Source organism: Micromonospora deserti (assembly GCF_003236335.1).
GTDB lineage: Bacteria > Actinomycetota > Actinomycetes > Mycobacteriales > Micromonosporaceae > Micromonospora > Micromonospora deserti.
The window spans coordinates 16,990-31,690 of sequence record NZ_POUB01000019.1; the positions used below are offsets into that span (position 1 = coordinate 16,990).

The following is a 14,701-nucleotide window of genomic DNA, read 5'->3' on the forward strand; positions in this document are numbered from 1 at the left end:
TTACGGTTCTTCTTGCTCGACGCACGCGGGTCCGGCCGCACTTCGTCAACGAGGAAATGCGGCCGGCCCGCGGGAGACCCCTGCCTAGGCGAGCGCCTTGGCGACGAAGTCAACGGCCTTGTGCACCGCGGCACGCGACTCTTCGAGTGAGGTGGCGAAGTCCGGGCGCACCGCGTCAGGCGGCGGGTTGCCGATCTTCTTGTCCGCGTGGTTGACGATGTCGTACCCGTGGAAGCCGGTGGCCACATCGATGATCTGTAGCGGCGCCTGGTGCTTCTCGGCGGCGGCGACGAACGTCTCCACGGTCCGTGCCACTCCCGGCGCTTCCAGGCCCGCACGGCCCAGTAGCAGCGGAGGGAGGTGTTCCGCCTCGGCCAGCGCCTCGGCGGGCTCGAACCCGTCGGGAAGAGACACTCCCTCCGGGGAGCCGAGCAACGGGTAGGTGAAGGCGAGCACCCGCAGCCACGGTGGCGAGGAGCGCAGCCAGTTCGAGGACAGCGGCCCGCCTGCGCACCAGAACCAGAGCCCGACCCGGTCCCCGTCGACCCGCTCGTCGGCGCGGACGAAATCGACCGCCTGCGCGAGCCCCTTCGCGGCGCGGGGATAGTGCGCACCCTCGTACAGCGGCAGCTTGACGGTGGCGGCCACGATCCCGTTCGCGGCCAGCAGCGAGCCGTAGCTGCGGTAGACCTGCCAGTCGCGCGGGTCGTTCCAGTCCGCATCCTCGGGAAGAGGGCCGCCGCACTGGAAGATCACCGCCGGGAACGGGCCCCCGGACTTCGGGATGTAGAGGTCGATGTTGTCGTGCCGCTCAGGATCGATCATGTCCGTCTGCAGTACGAATTCGCCTTCGACGAAATAGGGAAGAGCCACGCTCATTGTCTATTCTCGATTCGGAAGGAGTTTACGTTTCGGTCGGTCACGCCTCGACGGCCTCGGGCAGCTCTCGTCCAATCCCCCGCAGCGCGGTGAAGAGGAAGAGAGAGGAGACCACGATCATGGCCACGGTCAGGACGAGCAAACCGGTACGCAGTCCGAGTAGCTGGCCTGCGAAGCCGCCCACCAGCGAGCCGAGCGGCACGCCGAGCCCCACACCGAGGAAACGGTGCGTGGCGGTGACCCGGCCGAGCATCTGGTCCGGCGTGACCGACTGCCGGATCACCACCAGCGACAGCGTGAACGTCATGCTCAGCGCGGCGTTCACGAAGTTCAGGAGGATCAGCAGCCCGACCGTCACCGCACCGTTGCCGCGCAGCGCCGGCACGCCGAGCAGAACGGCGGCGCCCAGGATCGCCGAGGTGTTCAGCACGAGGCCGTAGCCGAACCGCTTGGGCAGCCAGGACGAGAGCATGGCCCCCACGAGCAGGCCGGGCCCCATGGCGGCGAAAGCCAGGCCGATGGCGTAACCGGACAGCTTGAGCTCGGCCGGCAGGTACACGACGTACACGGCCAGGTAGCCGGCGTAGGCGAAGTTGAACAGGGCGACGATGCCGACGACCGAGCGCAGGATCGGATGCCTGAACACCAGCCGGAAACCCTCACCGATCTTCGCGAACGCCGATCCCCCGCTGTCCTCGCCCGGTTCCGGTGCGGGCTCGGGCTTGCGGATCAACCAGATCGCCACGGCGGACAGCAGGTAGAACCCCACGCACACGATCAGGGCTTGCGGCGGCGAGAACCAACCGACGAAGATTCCGCCGAGTGCCGGACCGGCGATCATCGAGACCGAACGCAGGCTCTCCATCAGGCTGTTGCCGCTGGCAAGCTGATTACGCTCCACGAGTCTGGGCAGGTAGGCCTGCGCGCCGACGTCGAACAGCACCGTGCAGACACCGACGAGGAACGACACCAGGTACAGCGTCGGGATTCCAAGCTGGTCCATCGCGAACACGACCGGGATCACGGCCAGCGCGGCAGCCCTGCCGAAGTCGGCGAGGACCAGCATGTTGCGCCGCCGCCACTGGTCCACGACGACGCCGAGGAACAGCACGAACAGCAGATACGGCACCTGGTTGACGGCGCGCATCACACCGACTTCGAAGGAGGACGCGCTCACGGTGAGCACGGCGACCAGCGGAATGGCGACGGTGGCGATCTGGCTGGCGAAGTCGGATGCGGTGTAGCCCACCAGGTATTTCCCGAAGTCCGGGGTGCGCCACAGGGCCCGCGGGGGCGGCGAGGTGTCCGCCTCGACGTTCAATTCGCTAGTACTCATCTATCATTTCCTTCGGCTTGAACCGCCCGGGCATTCGGTGATACGAGTTCATGGCGTGGGCAGCTTGCGCAGGTGCGCGAAGTATTCGTACTGGCTCGGCAGCTGATCGGTCAGGTCACGAGCCTCCTGGCCGATCAGTTCGAATGCCTTCTCGGCAGCCGTTCCGTCAATTGCGCTCAGCGCCGCAGGCGCCTGCAGGGGCAGTCCGCCGAGCCCAAGCAACATGGCGTGGTAGGAGTACGACTCGAAGCCGTGGTAGTACGGGAAGATCGACTGGCTGTCCGGCAGCCTCACCTTCCAATTCTCGATCCGCTCGGCCAGACCGTCCGGCAGCGGTCGGGTCTTGGCGTCCTTCCAGTACTGGTTGTTCTCCCGCCGGGCCGCGTAGTAGTGCATCACGAGAAATTCGCGTACGCCGTCCATCATTCGCGCCATGTGGCTGTTGTACGAAGTCCGAAGCTGGTCGTTCCAGTTCTTGTCCGGGAAGTGCTTGACCAGCTGTTCGATTCCGTTCTGAATGAAGAAGATGCCCGTCGACTCCAGCGGCTCGACGAATCCGGCGGAAAGGCCGATCGAGACGCAGTTGCGGACCCAGGCGTTACGAGTCCGGCCGATACGCATCCGGATGTGGTTGGCCTCCATGCCCTCGGCCGCCGGGCCGACGAATTCCCGCAGCGTCCGCTCGGCCTCGTCCGGGCTGGTGTAGTCCCGGGCGTACACGTATCCGGTGCCGATGCGGCCGAACAGGGGAATCGTCCAGATCCAGCCGGCGTCCTGGGCCGTAGCCGTCGTGCAGGGCCGCAGGCCGTAGCTCGCCATGTCCAACGGGACCCGCAGTGCCACGGCGCTGTCGTTGGGCAGTGTCTCCTGGTACGACTGGAACGGCTCCTCAAGTGCCTTGTTGATCAGCATCCCGCGGAAGCCCGTACAGTCGATGAAAAGGTCACCGTGCAGCTCGCCGTGCTCGGCAGTGGTTACGTGGCTGATCCACCCGCGCTGGTCCAGGACGACATCGGTGACGTCATCGAGGACATGCCGCACCCCGCGAGCGGTGCCGTACCTGGTCAGGTATCGCGCCAGCAGTGCGGCGTCGAAGTGGTAGGCGTACGGAAACTGTGTCCGCTGCTCGGTCATCGTGCTGCGCCCCGCCAGACCAGAGCCGTCGTCGCCCTCGCGCTGCTCGAAGATGCGGCCGTCCAGGAAACGCGGCGACGACTTCTTCTCGCACAGCGCCGGGATGACGAAGCAATCGTCGTCGAAGTGGCCGGTGCCACGCTGACGCAACCACCAGTCGGTGATGGGGAATCCGTCGATCACCCTGGCCCGCTCGAACGGGTGGTAGAAGTGGTGGCCCGGCTCGCGCCAGTTCTCGAACCTGATGGCCAGCTTGTAGGTGGCGCTGCATTCCGGCATCCAGTCGCGCTCTTCGAGGCCCAGATATGCGAAGAAGTGCCGGATCGTGCTGAAGGTGGCCTCGCCGACACCGATGGTCGGAACGTTCTTGGACTCGACGAGCGTCACGGAGATCTGTGGGCCGAAGGTCGCACTCAGGTAGGAGGCAGTCATCCAACCGGCGGTGCCGCCGCCGACAATTACCACGTTATTAATCATTTTCTGGCCCTACCTTAACCCATTCTGGATGCGGTCGATCGGATGTCGGTCGCCCTTCCCAGGGGAGCCGCGTGGTCATACGTCCATCACGTCGTACACCGCTTTGACTAGGGGCGTCGCGCGGTCGCCGCGATAGAAGGGCAGGTCGAAATAGGTGCGCTCGGAATCGATGGGTTCGGTCCGCTTGCCCACCCTGTCGCGCACAGCCGTGACGAGGTCGAGTGCGGGGGAACGCCGTGCCCGCTCGGGAGTCGAAGGGCCTGTGTGGCAGGGCCGTCCGGGGCCGCCGGCTGCGCTGCGCGTACTCGCGCAGGAGACGTTGACGTCGCCGACGCGGTTGCTCGGTTCGCGTTCGCCGTCTGCACCGGGCCGTGTCGGGACGGGCCCTGCCGTCACAGCCTCGTCCTGGTCATCCAGAGTTCCGGGAAGAACCGGTGATCGGCGACGCGACGTAGCCAGTCCGCGCCGGTGGTTCCGCCCGTGCCGACCTTCGCGCCGAGCAGGCGTTCGGCGGTCAGCAGGTGCAGCGAGCGCCACCGGGCGATGTCGTGGGCGAGATCGACGAGCGCTTCGGCCAACAGGTACAGATCCCTGTGCTTGTCCCGCTCGACGTACACGGTCCTCCAGGCTTCGACGACCGCCTCTTGCTCCAGGTACGGCACACTCCAGTCCCGCTCGACACAGTCGTCAGGAACCGGTAGGCCGCGACGCCAGAGCAGGCGTAGGGCCGCGTCGTAGAGACTCGGCTCACTCAGCCTCTGTTGCAGCCGGCGGTAGACCTGGGCATCGCCGCTGTGCGCCTCGGCCAACGCCGGATTCTTGTTGCCGAGCACGAATTCCATCTCGCGGTACATGTAGGACTGGAAGCCGGATCCCTCGCCGAGCTGATCGCGGAACTCGCCGTACTCGGCCGGGCTCAGCGTGCTCAGCACGTCCCAGGAGCTACTCAGGGACGAGTACACATGGCGCAGCCGCCGGAGTGTCCACAGCGCGGCGCCGACGTCGTCGACGTCGAGCAGATCCCTCGTGCGGGCGACCTCGATGCTGGCCAGCTTGAACTGGAGTTCCATCACCTGGCTTGTGATCAAGAACGAGGGTTCGCCCGCGGATTCCGTTCGCGGATTCTGCAGAGACAGCAGCGCATTACTTGCCACGTAGCTGACAAACGGGTTTTCCCCACCGAATTCCAAGATGGGTCCACCCTCGGAAGACAGAGCCCGAAGATTGCGGGCGTCCTCGGTCAACGGCTCATTGAGGCGAGCTTCCATAGCAATCGCAGCTGTTCCGTCCAGTTCAAAGTTGATCATGAATTAGGGCACGGACCAGCAAGATCGTGAAGCATGAAGATTGCCCCGTCACCCCCGTGATGCTAGGCGTCCATACAACCAGCGGCCTGGAAGAACGTCAAGGCGTCGCGACGTCCACTTTAAACCGTTGACGGCGACCGTGTCGGTTGTTACAGTCACTCCGGCCGATGCCTTCGCCGGCGCGCTCAGTCATGCAAAGCGCGTTCTGGAGCGGTCGACAAGGTTCCAGAAGGGGTGAAACGGACACGTCGCTCGGTGTCGCCGCCGCGCCAACCACTTTGGAGCTACCAAATTTGTTGGCATTATGAGTATCGTCCGTCAGGTGTTGAAGACCGGCAAGGAACACCTTGAGAGCCTCCGCGACGGCCGTCGCGTTTACATTGGCCGAAGACTTGTCGAGGACGTGACAACAGATCCCGCGTTCGCGCGTGCGGCCCAGACGATCGCGGATCTGTACGACGTCAAAGCCGAGCCGAACAATCACGATGTGATGAGTTATGTCGACGATGACGGCGGCAGGTTCAACTCCTACTTCATTCGCGCCCGAACTCGCGACGAACTCACCAAACGGTTGGCGGCCCATCAGCGGATCGCCGACCTGAGCTACGGGTTCCTCGGCCGGTCTCCGGACTACGTGGCCAGCTTCGTCACGGGCATGGCCACGCCCCGGAGATCTTCGGCGACAGCGCCGACCGGGTCACCGCCTACTGGCGATACTTGCGCGACAACGACGTCTACGCCGCGCATGCGATCGTCGCACCGCAGGCGGCCCGGGATCCCGCCTACTACGAACGGGCGAACCTGCCGATCCCGACTCTGCGGGCCGTCGCCGAGGACGACGAGGGAGTCGTCGTGCACGGCATGAAGATGCTGGCCACCGGCGCGATTCTCGCCAACGAGAACTATTCCGGCCTGATCGACGTGCTGCGTGAGTTGTGCGGGGGAGGTGCGATGCAGATGCCGGCGGATGTCACGGTGCTCGACGACGCCGACCTGGCCAAGACATTCCGGGAGTTCTGGCACACGCCGCAGCTCGACGCTGTCGAGCGAATGAAGCTGCACCGGCTGGCTTGGGACCTTGTCGGGTCCGAGTTCGCCGGCCGCCACCTGCGGTACGAGAAGTTCTACGCGGGCGTGGGATTCATCGTGCGTGGTCACAACTTCCGCGAAGCCCCCTGGCAGCGCTTCGACGCCCTGGTCGACGACCTGCTGGGCAAGCTCGAGCCCGCCCCGGATCGCCAGGACGACACCGACGGGTCCGGTCATGGCACATGAAGTCACCGAGGGGGCCTTCCGGTTGGTGATGAGCCGGTTGGCCGGGGCGGTCAGCATCGTCGCCACCGGTTCGGCAGCCGATCCGTCCGGATGGCGAGGCATGACCGCGACCGCGGTGTGCTCACTGTCCGCGGAGCCGCCGAGCCTCGTCGTCTGCCTCAACCGGGTCACCGGCACCTCCCAGCGGCTGCGCCAGCACGGGATCTTCTCGGTCAATCTGCTGTCGGCACGCCACGTCGACCTGGCCGCCACGTTCGCGGGCCGCCGCGGAGTGTTCGGCGCGGGACGCTTCACGGGCGACGACTGGACCACGGGCACGCTCGACGTGCCCGTACTCGCCGACGCGCTCGCGTCCTTCGAGTGCCGTGTCTCGGAGGCCCTCGAGTATGGCACGCACGTACTGCTCATCGGAGGTGTCGAGAAGGCGCACCACACCGACGGTGATCCGCTGGTCTACCACAAGCACCGGTTCCGCGACCTCGGTCGTGAGATCGAGATGACAGAAGGCTCCGCAGCATGACCCAACCGAACGAGACCATGCGCCGCATCGTCGATGTGGACGCACTGCGCAAGCCGGGCGCCGCGGCGTTCCCTGGGGCGCTCGCCGCCATGTCCCTGTACCCGGACTCGCAGTTCGAGGTCGTCCTCGTGCGCGGCCCCAACCAGCGCAACGACTTTCACGTCGACCCCTACGACGAGCTGTTCATCCAGCTCGAGGGCACGATCCGGGTGGACACCCGTGAGCCGGGAGCTGGGCTGCGGCGCCAGCTCGTCCATGCGGGAGAGCTGTACGTGGTTCCGGCGGGTGTGCCGCATTCACCACTGCGTCCGGCGGACACCTGGGGGCTGGTCGTCGAGATCCGACGCAAGCCGGGTGACGTCGAACTCGTCGAGTGGTACTGCGACCAGTGCGACGCGGTGATCGAGCGGGTCAGCCTGGAATCGTCCGAGATGATCGAGGCGCTGGGACCGCTGCTGAACGAGTTCCAGTCCAGCGAGGCACGCCGTACGTGCAAGGAGTGCGGGTCCGTGCTGCCCCAGCCTGGCCCGTTCGTCCTGGACGAGCAGGAATGACGCACGCGCGGGTGGGTCTGGTCGACTGCCATACCCACACACTGCCCAGGCGCTGGCTGGATCTCGCCGAGCGCTACGGCGACGACCGATGGCCGGTCCGTCGTGAGGTCGACGCCTGCAGCGCGGACCTGTTCGTCGGCGGGAAGCACTTCCGAACGGTGCCGCACACCTGCTGGGACGCGGCCGCTCGCCTCGAGCGGATGGACGCATCCGGCGTCGGCACGCAGTGGCTCTCCGTCACTCCCGTGATGTTCAGCTACTGGGCGCCGCCGAACCAGGCCGCCGAGCTGGCCCGCCATGTCAACGACGAGATCGCCGACATGGTCCGCCACGCACCCGACCGGTTCGTCGGTCTCGCCACGCTTCCGCTGGGTGACACGGACCTCGCGCTCGCCGAACTGGAGCGTGCCGTGGGGGAACTCGGCCTTCGCGGTGTCGAGATCGGGACCAACGTCGCGGGACGGGATCTCGACCATCCCAGCCTGCGACCGGTGTTCCAGGCCGTGGCCGAGGCGGACGTTCCGGTGTTCGTGCACCCGTGGGACATCGGCGCGGCCGACCGGCTGCGGCGATACAACGCCATGTACACGATCGGGATGCCGACCGAGACCTCCTACGCCGCGCTCGCGCTCCTACAGGGAAACGTGCTCGGTGCGATACCCGAACTTCGCGTGCTCCTGGCCCACGGTGCCGGAGCGCTCGCGTGGCTGCTTCCGCGCATCGAACGCGGCTGGAACGCCTGGCACGATCGCCGCGGTGGCCTGATGGAACCGCCCGGCTCGGCGGCCCGCCGGCTGTGGGCCGATTCGCTCGCGGGTGACGAGTCGAACCTCCGGCTGGCCGGCCACCGGCTCGGCTGGGACCACCTTGTGCTCGGCACCGACTATCCGTTCCCGTTCGGCGAGCAGCATGCGGGCGACGTCGTGCTCGAGTCCTCGCTCGACGAGGACATCAAGGCCGCGATCCTGGCCGGCAACGCGGACACGTTGCTGACCGGAAAGCCGTGACAACCGATTTCCGACGAACAACAAGGTGGGTACGTGATGAGTAACGAAGCGGTCGTCGTATCGCCGCAGGCGCGGTTCGCCGAGCTCGGCCTGTCCTATCCGCCCGCGCCCAAGCGGATGGGCAACTTCGCCAGCTGTGTCCAGGTCGGCGAGTTGCTGTTCACCTGCGGCCAGGGCAGCCACGACATCCTCGGCAAGGTGGGCGTCGACATCGACATCGACGCGGGCTACCAGGCTGCCCGCGAGGCCATGCTGCGCTCGCTGTACCTGGTCGAAGAGGAACTCGGCACGCTCGATCGCGTGCAGCGGATCGTGAAGGTGCTCGGATTCGTCAACTGCGAGGCCGGATTCGACCGTAACCCGCTGGTGCTCAACGGGGGGTCGGACCTGCTCATCGAGGTCTTCGGCGAGGCGGGACGGCACGCGCGCTCGGCGATCGGCGCCATCGCGCTTCCGCACAACTTCGCCGTCGAGCTCGAACTGATCGTGCAAGTCAAACCCGAGCAGTGATGACCGAGTCAATCCGGATCGACCACTTCATCGACGGCGCGACGACGCCATCCGTCGACGGCGCCACCATGCCCTCGATCGATCCTACGACACGTTCCGTATGGGCTGACGTGGCGCTGGGATCGGTCGACGACGTGCACCGCGCGGTCGAGTCCGCGCGCCGGGCGTTCGACGAGGGACCCTGGCCACGAATGGCCCAGGACGAGCGTTCCGCGCTGCTGCGCGTGCTCTCCGACCTGCTGCTCGCCAACGCGGACGAGTTCGGCATGCTCGACACGAGGGACATGGGTCGCCCGTTCGCGCAGACCCGCACCAACGACGTCCAGCGCAGTGCGGCGAACTTCCGGTTCTTCGCCGACCACGCGGCGCTGGCCGCCGACGAGTCCCTGCCGGGCCGCCCGGGGCATCACATCTACACCCGGCACGAGCCGGCCGGCGTGGTCGCCGCGATCTCACCGTGGAACTTCCCGCTGATGCAAGCGACATGGAAGATCGCTCCGGCACTCGCCTACGGCAACACGGTGGTGCTCAAGCCCGCCGAGCAGAGTCCGGCTTCCGCCACCCGTCTCGCCCAGCTGGCCGTCGGGGCCGGCCTGCCGCCCGGGGTACTCAACGTCGTACACGGCGTGGGTTCCGGCGGCGGTGGCCAGGCCCTGGTCGCGCACCCCGGCATCGACCTGATCACCTTCACCGGCGAAACCCGTACCGGCGAGGCGATCATGCGGGAGGCGGCGAAGGGCGTACGCGGCGTCAGCTTCGAGCTCGGCGGCAAGGGCGCCTCGATCATCTTCGCCGACGCCGACCTCGACCGGGCGGTGGCTGTCGCCGCCGACGCCGCGTTCGCCAACGCCGGGCAGATCTGCCTCGCGGGCACTCGTCTCCTGGTGCACCGCGACGTCTACCAGGAGGTCGTCGACCGTCTGGTCAAGATCGCCGAGCAGATGAGCATCGGCGATCCACGCGATCCGGCAACACAGGTCGGTCCGCTCTCGTCCGAGGAACACCACGCGAAGGTGACAGCACATCTACGCGACGCCGAACGCGACGGTGCCGTCACCGTGACCGGCGGGGCCCGCGACGGATGGTGGGTGGCGCCCACGGTCATGGTCGGAGCCAGCCAGGAGATGCGCATCTGCCGCGAGGAGGTGTTCGGTCCGGTGGTCACCGTGCACCCGTTCGACACCGAGGACGAGGCCGTCGCGGCGGCCAACGCGACCCGCTACGGCCTGTCGGCGATGATCTTCACACGGGAGCTGAGCCGCGCGCACCGCGTCGCCGGTCGACTGCGGGCCGGCAACGTATGGGTGAACTGCTTCTGGGTCCGCGATCTCCGTTCGCCGTTCGGCGGGTTCGGCCAGTCCGGCATCGGCCGCGAGGGCGGCACGTACTCCCGCGAGTTCTTCACCGAGGCGAAGACCGTGGTGATGAACATCGCGGACAGTCGATGAGCTCCGGCGTTCTGCGTTCTCACAGAAAGGTGTGCACCTGATGGACCTGGGTCTGCGCGGGCGAACCGCTCTGGTCTGTGCCTCGACGGCCGGGCTCGGCGAGGCCACTGCTCGAACTCTCGCCGCGGAAGGCGCCCGGGTGGTGATCTCGGGCCGCAGAGGTGAGCTGGCCAAGTCGATCGCTGCGGAGCTGCCGGACGCGATCGGCGTCGAGGTCGACCTCACGACCCCCGACGGGCCCGCGGCCCTGGTCGCCGCGGCGATCGAGGCGTTCGGTCGGATCGACGTGCTGGTGACCAACAGCCCGGGCCCGGCCCCCGGTGGATCGGTGGACATCGCCGACCAGGACATCGTGGCGGCCATGGAGTCCCTGGTCCTGCCGCACCAGCGACTCGTGTCTCTGGTCCTGCCCGGCATGCGGGAACGCCGCTGGGGCCGCATCCTGGCCATCGCATCGGTGGGTGTCGTCGCCCCGATCCCCAGCCTGGCGTTGTCCAACATCGGCCGTGCCGCCCTAGGCGGATACCTCAAGACGCTGGCGACGGAGGTGGCCCGGGACGGCGTCACGGTCAACCTGCTCCTGCCGGGTCGCATCGCCACCGAACGCACGAGGCAGATGAACACCTTCCGAGCCGAACGGGAGGGGGTGTCCGTCGAGGAATTCGCCGCGCAGGCACAGGCGGCCATTCCCGTGGGCAGATACGGCACACCCACGGAGTTCGGCGCGTTCGCGGCGTTCCTGTGCAGCGACCTCGCCTCGTACGTCACGGGAACCGCGCTCCGGTGCGACGGCGGTGTCGTGCCGACCCTCTGAATCAGGTAACGGGGAAGCGAACATGACGGATGTACAAGTAGCTGTGCTGCTGCTTGACATCGCTTTGATCGTTCTGGTGGCCAAGGCCGCCGGAATGCTTGCGCGGGCCCTGGGACAACCGCCGGTTCTCGGCGAGATCGTCGCCGGCGTCCTGCTCGGGCCCACACTGTTCAACGGGGCCGTGGCCGACACGCTGTTCCCGGCTGCCATCGAGCCGCATCTCGGGTCACTCGCCGAGGTCGGCCTGGTGCTGTTCATGTTCCTGGTGGGGTTCGAGCTGGACTACGGCAAGCTGCGGCAGTCCAGCTGGCTTGCGGGTACCACCGCGGCCGGGGCCAGCTTGGTGCCGTTCGTACTCGGCTCGATTCTCGCGCTCTACCTCGCCCGGGACCACCGACCGGACAACACTGTCGCCTTCGTTCTCTTCTTCGGGGTGGCGATGGCGATCACCGCCTTCCCGGTACTGGCGCGAATCCTGGTGGACCAACGGATGAACCGTACCCTGATAGGGTCCGTCGCGCTGTCGGCAGCGGCGCTGTGCGACCTCGGCGCCTGGATGGCCCTCGCCGTCGTGCAGGTGATCGCCGGCGGCGGTGCCCGGCACTGGCTCGTGGTGCTGGTGGTGCCGTTCGCCGCGCTGTTGTTCCTGGTGGTCAGGCCGCGGCTGGGGCGGCTGCTGACCCGCGGCGGAGACGACGGCGCGATGACCTCGGGCCGTCTCGCCGTCGTCTTCGCCGGTGTCTTCACCTCGGCGGCGGTGACGCAGTTGGTCGGCCTGCACTTCGTGTTCGGCGCGTTCCTCTTCGGCCTTGCCGTCCCGCGGACGATCTCCGCGCGGGCGCGTGAGAACCTCCTGCACCGAACTCAGTCGGCAACCCTGCTCCTGCTACCGATCTACTTCATCGTCGCCGGACTCAAGGTCGACCTGTCACAGATCGGCGTGACCGGGTTGGTGGAACTCGCCCTGATCCTGTTCGTCGCGGTCGCCGGAAAGTTCGGCGGAACCTGGCTCGCCGCACGATCGCAGGGACTGCCGCCCCGGCGGTCGGCGGTGCTGGCGACGCTCATGAACACCCGCGGGTTGACCGAGCTCATCGCGCTCGGTGTGGGCCTGCAGATCGGTGTCCTGGACAGCAACCTCTACTCGCTGATGGTGGTCATGGCGGTGGTCACGACCGCAATGTCAGGTCCGATGCTGCGGTTGCTGGCCAGCCGGGACGACCGCAACCCGCGCGACGAGAACTCGCTCGTGCAGGTCGATTCCTAACGCCGGCGGCGCCCGATGGCGGGTGCCGCCGGCTTGGCCGTGGCCACGTGCTCGGCCAGTTCGGCAACCGTCGGCGCATCGAGGATCTGGCTCACCCGCAACTCGACGCCGAGTTCCCGTCGGATGCGCGAAACGATCTGGGTGGCCAGCAGCGATTGCCCGCCGAGTTCGAAGAAGTTGTCGGTGATGCCGACCAGCGGCACGTCGAGCACCGCCGCCCAGATCTCCGCGAGCGTCTTCTCGACCTGACTGCGCGGTGCCGTGTAGCGGCTTGCGGCGCCCGCCGCGGGCAGCGCCGTACGGTCGAGCTTTCCGTTGGGGGTCAGGGGAAGCGAGTCGATGCGGACGAAGACACCGGGGATCATGTAACCGGGCAGCCGGCCCTGACACCACTCGGTGAGCCCCTCCACCGGTTCCGGCGCCACGTAGTAAGCGACCAAGTGCCTGGCGCCGGCGGGACCCTCGCGAACGTCGAGCACTGCGGCGATCACCCGCTCGTGCGCGGTGAGCACCGACTCGATCTCCGCCAGCTCGATCCGGAATCCACGGATCTTGACCTGCCGGTCGATCCGCCCGAGAAATGCCAGCTCCCCGGTGGGTAGCCAGCGAACAAGGTCACCGGTGCGGTAGACCCGGGCGCCCGCCGCCATGAAGGGATGGGCGACGAACCGTTCCGCGGTCAGCTCCGGTCGGTTCCAGTAGCCCCGGGCGACACCCGGGCCCCCGACCCACAGCTCGCCGGGCACACCGACAGGCACCAGGTCGCCCTGCCGGTCCATCACGAAGACCTCCGTGTTGGCGATCGGCCGTCCAATCGGCATCGTGGACCCGCCGTCGGGCCGGACCCGGTGGCAAGCGGTGAAGGTCGTAGCCTCAGTCGGCCCGTAGCCGTTCACCACACTCGTGGGCGCCCACGGGCCGGCGACCAGGCCGTCCGCGGCGGATCGATCGACCGCCTCGCCGCCGTACAACACGGTCTTCATTCCGGCGAACAGGTCAGGGCACTCCGCGAGATGCTGGTTGAACAGCGACGCGGTAACCCACATGGTCGTGATCCCGTGCCGCCGAACAGCGGCCTTCAGCTTCTGTGCGTCGAGGACCACGTCCCGGTCGAGGATCACCAGGCGCGCGCCGGAAGCCAACGCCGCCCAGCACTCGAACGTGAACGCGTCGAAGGAGAAGCTCGCCGCCTGCGCGACGGCGTCCGCCTCGGTCACCTCGGCGAACCAGTTGCCATCGACGAGCCGGCAGATCGACCGATGCTCGACCATCACGCCCTTCGGCGTGCCGCTCGAGCCGGACGTGTACATGACGTACGCAAGGTCGGTCGGTCCGGCGATGGGGGGCAGGTCGGTGTCGTCAGCCACGGACAGGGCGCCGTCGACCAGAACCTGGTGCGTACCGGATGCCCGGTCGCTCAGCGCCGAGGACGTGATCACCACCGCGAGATCCGTGTCGCGGACCATGAAGTCGAGGCGCTGTGCCGGATAGCCAGGATCCAGCGGTACGTAGGCCGCACCGGCCTTCACCACGGCCAGCACCGCGACGATCAGGTCAGGACTCGGCTCCAGGCAGATGCCGACCAGGCTGCCTCGCCCGACACCGAGGCCCCGCAGGTGGCGCGCGAGCCGGTTGGCCCGCCGATTCAGGGCCCCGTACGTGAGCCGCACGTCGCCCGATTCCACGGCCACCGCGTCCGGTGTCCGCGCGGACCTGGCCTGGACGAGTTCGTGTACGCCGACGTCATCGGCGAACGGCGCGGCGGTGTCGTTGAACTCGTGGAGAATCCGTTGCCGGTCGACGGACGGCAGAAGGTCGACCCGCCCCGGCCGCTGGGCGGCATCGCGCGCGACGCCGTCCAGCGCGAGCGCGCACACTTCGGCCAGCCGCGCGACCGCGACGGAGTCGATCAGATCCGTCTCGAGCCACGCGTTGCCCTCGCCATCCACCTCCGACAGACTGAAGCCGGAGTCGAACGAGCTGGCTCTGTCGAGGAGTTCGCCGAATGTCTGGGCGACGCCGCCGAGCGGATCGTCCTCGAAGACCCACCGTGACAGCACGAGCAGTACGACCGCCCGTGCCACCGCGGACGGTGAGGTTCCGTGCCGGTCCGCCAGCACGCGCATCCGGTCGACGGGCAGGTGCAGAGACTCCTTCACCGGCATTCCGGAGC

14 protein-coding genes and 1 pseudogene are annotated in these 14,701 nt (G+C 67.4%); 9 read left to right on the forward strand and 6 right to left on the reverse strand.

Annotated features, from left to right (window positions below):
• Window positions 1-84 precede the first annotated feature (84 nt).
• The 5 genes from C1I99_RS32610 to C1I99_RS05250 form a co-directional block, all read right to left on the reverse strand.
• Entirely contained in the window at window positions 85-873 is a 789-nt protein-coding gene (locus tag C1I99_RS32610; protein ID WP_233512337.1) for an alpha/beta hydrolase family protein, read from the reverse strand.
• 46 nt (window positions 874-919) lie between these two features.
• Window positions 920-2,200, reverse strand: coding sequence for an MFS transporter (locus C1I99_RS05240; protein WP_158553981.1), 1,281 nt, complete (start codon window positions 2,198-2,200; stop codon window positions 920-922).
• 63 nt (window positions 2,201-2,263) lie between these two features.
• A complete protein-coding gene (locus C1I99_RS05245) occupies window positions 2,264-3,826 on the reverse strand; it encodes a tryptophan halogenase family protein (RefSeq protein WP_111133004.1) in 1,563 nt (520 codons plus the stop codon).
• 75 nt (window positions 3,827-3,901) lie between these two features.
• Window positions 3,902-4,030: a hypothetical protein gene (locus tag C1I99_RS34520; RefSeq protein WP_267897474.1), complete on the reverse strand. Its 129-nt coding sequence runs from the start codon at window positions 4,028-4,030 to the stop codon at window positions 3,902-3,904.
• 188 nt (window positions 4,031-4,218) lie between these two features.
• On the reverse strand, window positions 4,219-5,133 hold the full coding sequence (locus tag C1I99_RS05250) for a tryptophan 2,3-dioxygenase (protein WP_199561974.1): 915 nt from the start codon (window positions 5,131-5,133) through the stop codon (window positions 4,219-4,221).
• 304 nt (window positions 5,134-5,437) lie between these two features.
• Between C1I99_RS05250 and C1I99_RS34965 the strand changes: the two are divergent.
• The 9 genes and pseudogenes from C1I99_RS34965 to C1I99_RS05295 all read left to right on the forward strand — a co-directional run.
• A pseudogene (locus C1I99_RS34965) lies at window positions 5,438-5,743 on the forward strand (4-hydroxyphenylacetate 3-hydroxylase N-terminal domain-containing protein); the annotation flags it as partial.
• Window positions 5,744-5,805: 62 nt separating this feature from the next.
• Window positions 5,806-6,408, forward strand: a complete 603-nt coding sequence (locus C1I99_RS05260) for a 4-hydroxyphenylacetate 3-hydroxylase C-terminal domain-containing protein (protein WP_111133009.1) — start codon at window positions 5,806-5,808, stop codon at window positions 6,406-6,408.
• Window positions 6,398-6,928, forward strand: coding sequence for a flavin reductase family protein (locus C1I99_RS05265; protein WP_111133011.1), 531 nt, complete (start codon window positions 6,398-6,400; stop codon window positions 6,926-6,928). Before C1I99_RS05260 ends, C1I99_RS05265 begins: the two co-directional genes overlap by 11 nt.
• Window positions 6,925-7,482 carry a 3-hydroxyanthranilate 3,4-dioxygenase gene (locus C1I99_RS05270; protein ID WP_111133013.1) on the forward strand — a complete coding sequence of 186 codons (558 nt, stop codon included), beginning with the start codon at window positions 6,925-6,927 and terminating at the stop codon, window positions 7,480-7,482. Before C1I99_RS05265 ends, C1I99_RS05270 begins: the two co-directional genes overlap by 4 nt.
• On the forward strand, window positions 7,479-8,489 hold the full coding sequence (locus C1I99_RS05275; protein ID WP_111133015.1) for an amidohydrolase family protein: 1,011 nt from the start codon (window positions 7,479-7,481) through the stop codon (window positions 8,487-8,489). The genes C1I99_RS05270 and C1I99_RS05275 overlap by 4 nt, the downstream gene beginning before the upstream one ends.
• 36 nt (window positions 8,490-8,525) lie before the next feature.
• Window positions 8,526-8,999, forward strand: a complete 474-nt coding sequence (locus C1I99_RS05280) for a RidA family protein (RefSeq protein WP_111133017.1) — start codon at window positions 8,526-8,528, stop codon at window positions 8,997-8,999.
• Window positions 8,999-10,447 carry an aldehyde dehydrogenase gene (locus C1I99_RS05285; RefSeq protein WP_111133019.1) on the forward strand — a complete coding sequence of 483 codons (1,449 nt, stop codon included), beginning with the start codon at window positions 8,999-9,001 and terminating at the stop codon, window positions 10,445-10,447. Before C1I99_RS05280 ends, C1I99_RS05285 begins: the two co-directional genes overlap by 1 nt.
• 40 nt (window positions 10,448-10,487) lie before the next feature.
• Window positions 10,488-11,261 (forward strand): SDR family oxidoreductase, encoded by a 774-nt coding sequence (locus C1I99_RS05290; RefSeq protein ID WP_111133051.1) that lies wholly within the window; start codon window positions 10,488-10,490, stop codon window positions 11,259-11,261.
• A 22-nt stretch (window positions 11,262-11,283) separates the two neighbouring features.
• Complete coding sequence (locus tag C1I99_RS05295; protein WP_111133021.1) at window positions 11,284-12,528, forward strand: cation:proton antiporter domain-containing protein; 1,245 nt, start codon at window positions 11,284-11,286, stop codon at window positions 12,526-12,528.
• Here C1I99_RS05295 and C1I99_RS05300 read toward each other — a convergent pair.
• Window positions 12,525-14,687: a non-ribosomal peptide synthetase gene (locus C1I99_RS05300; protein ID WP_158553985.1), complete on the reverse strand. Its 2,163-nt coding sequence runs from the start codon at window positions 14,685-14,687 to the stop codon at window positions 12,525-12,527. The two genes, C1I99_RS05295 and C1I99_RS05300, sit on opposite strands and share 4 nt — an antisense overlap.
• Window positions 14,688-14,701: the final 14 nt, after the last annotated feature.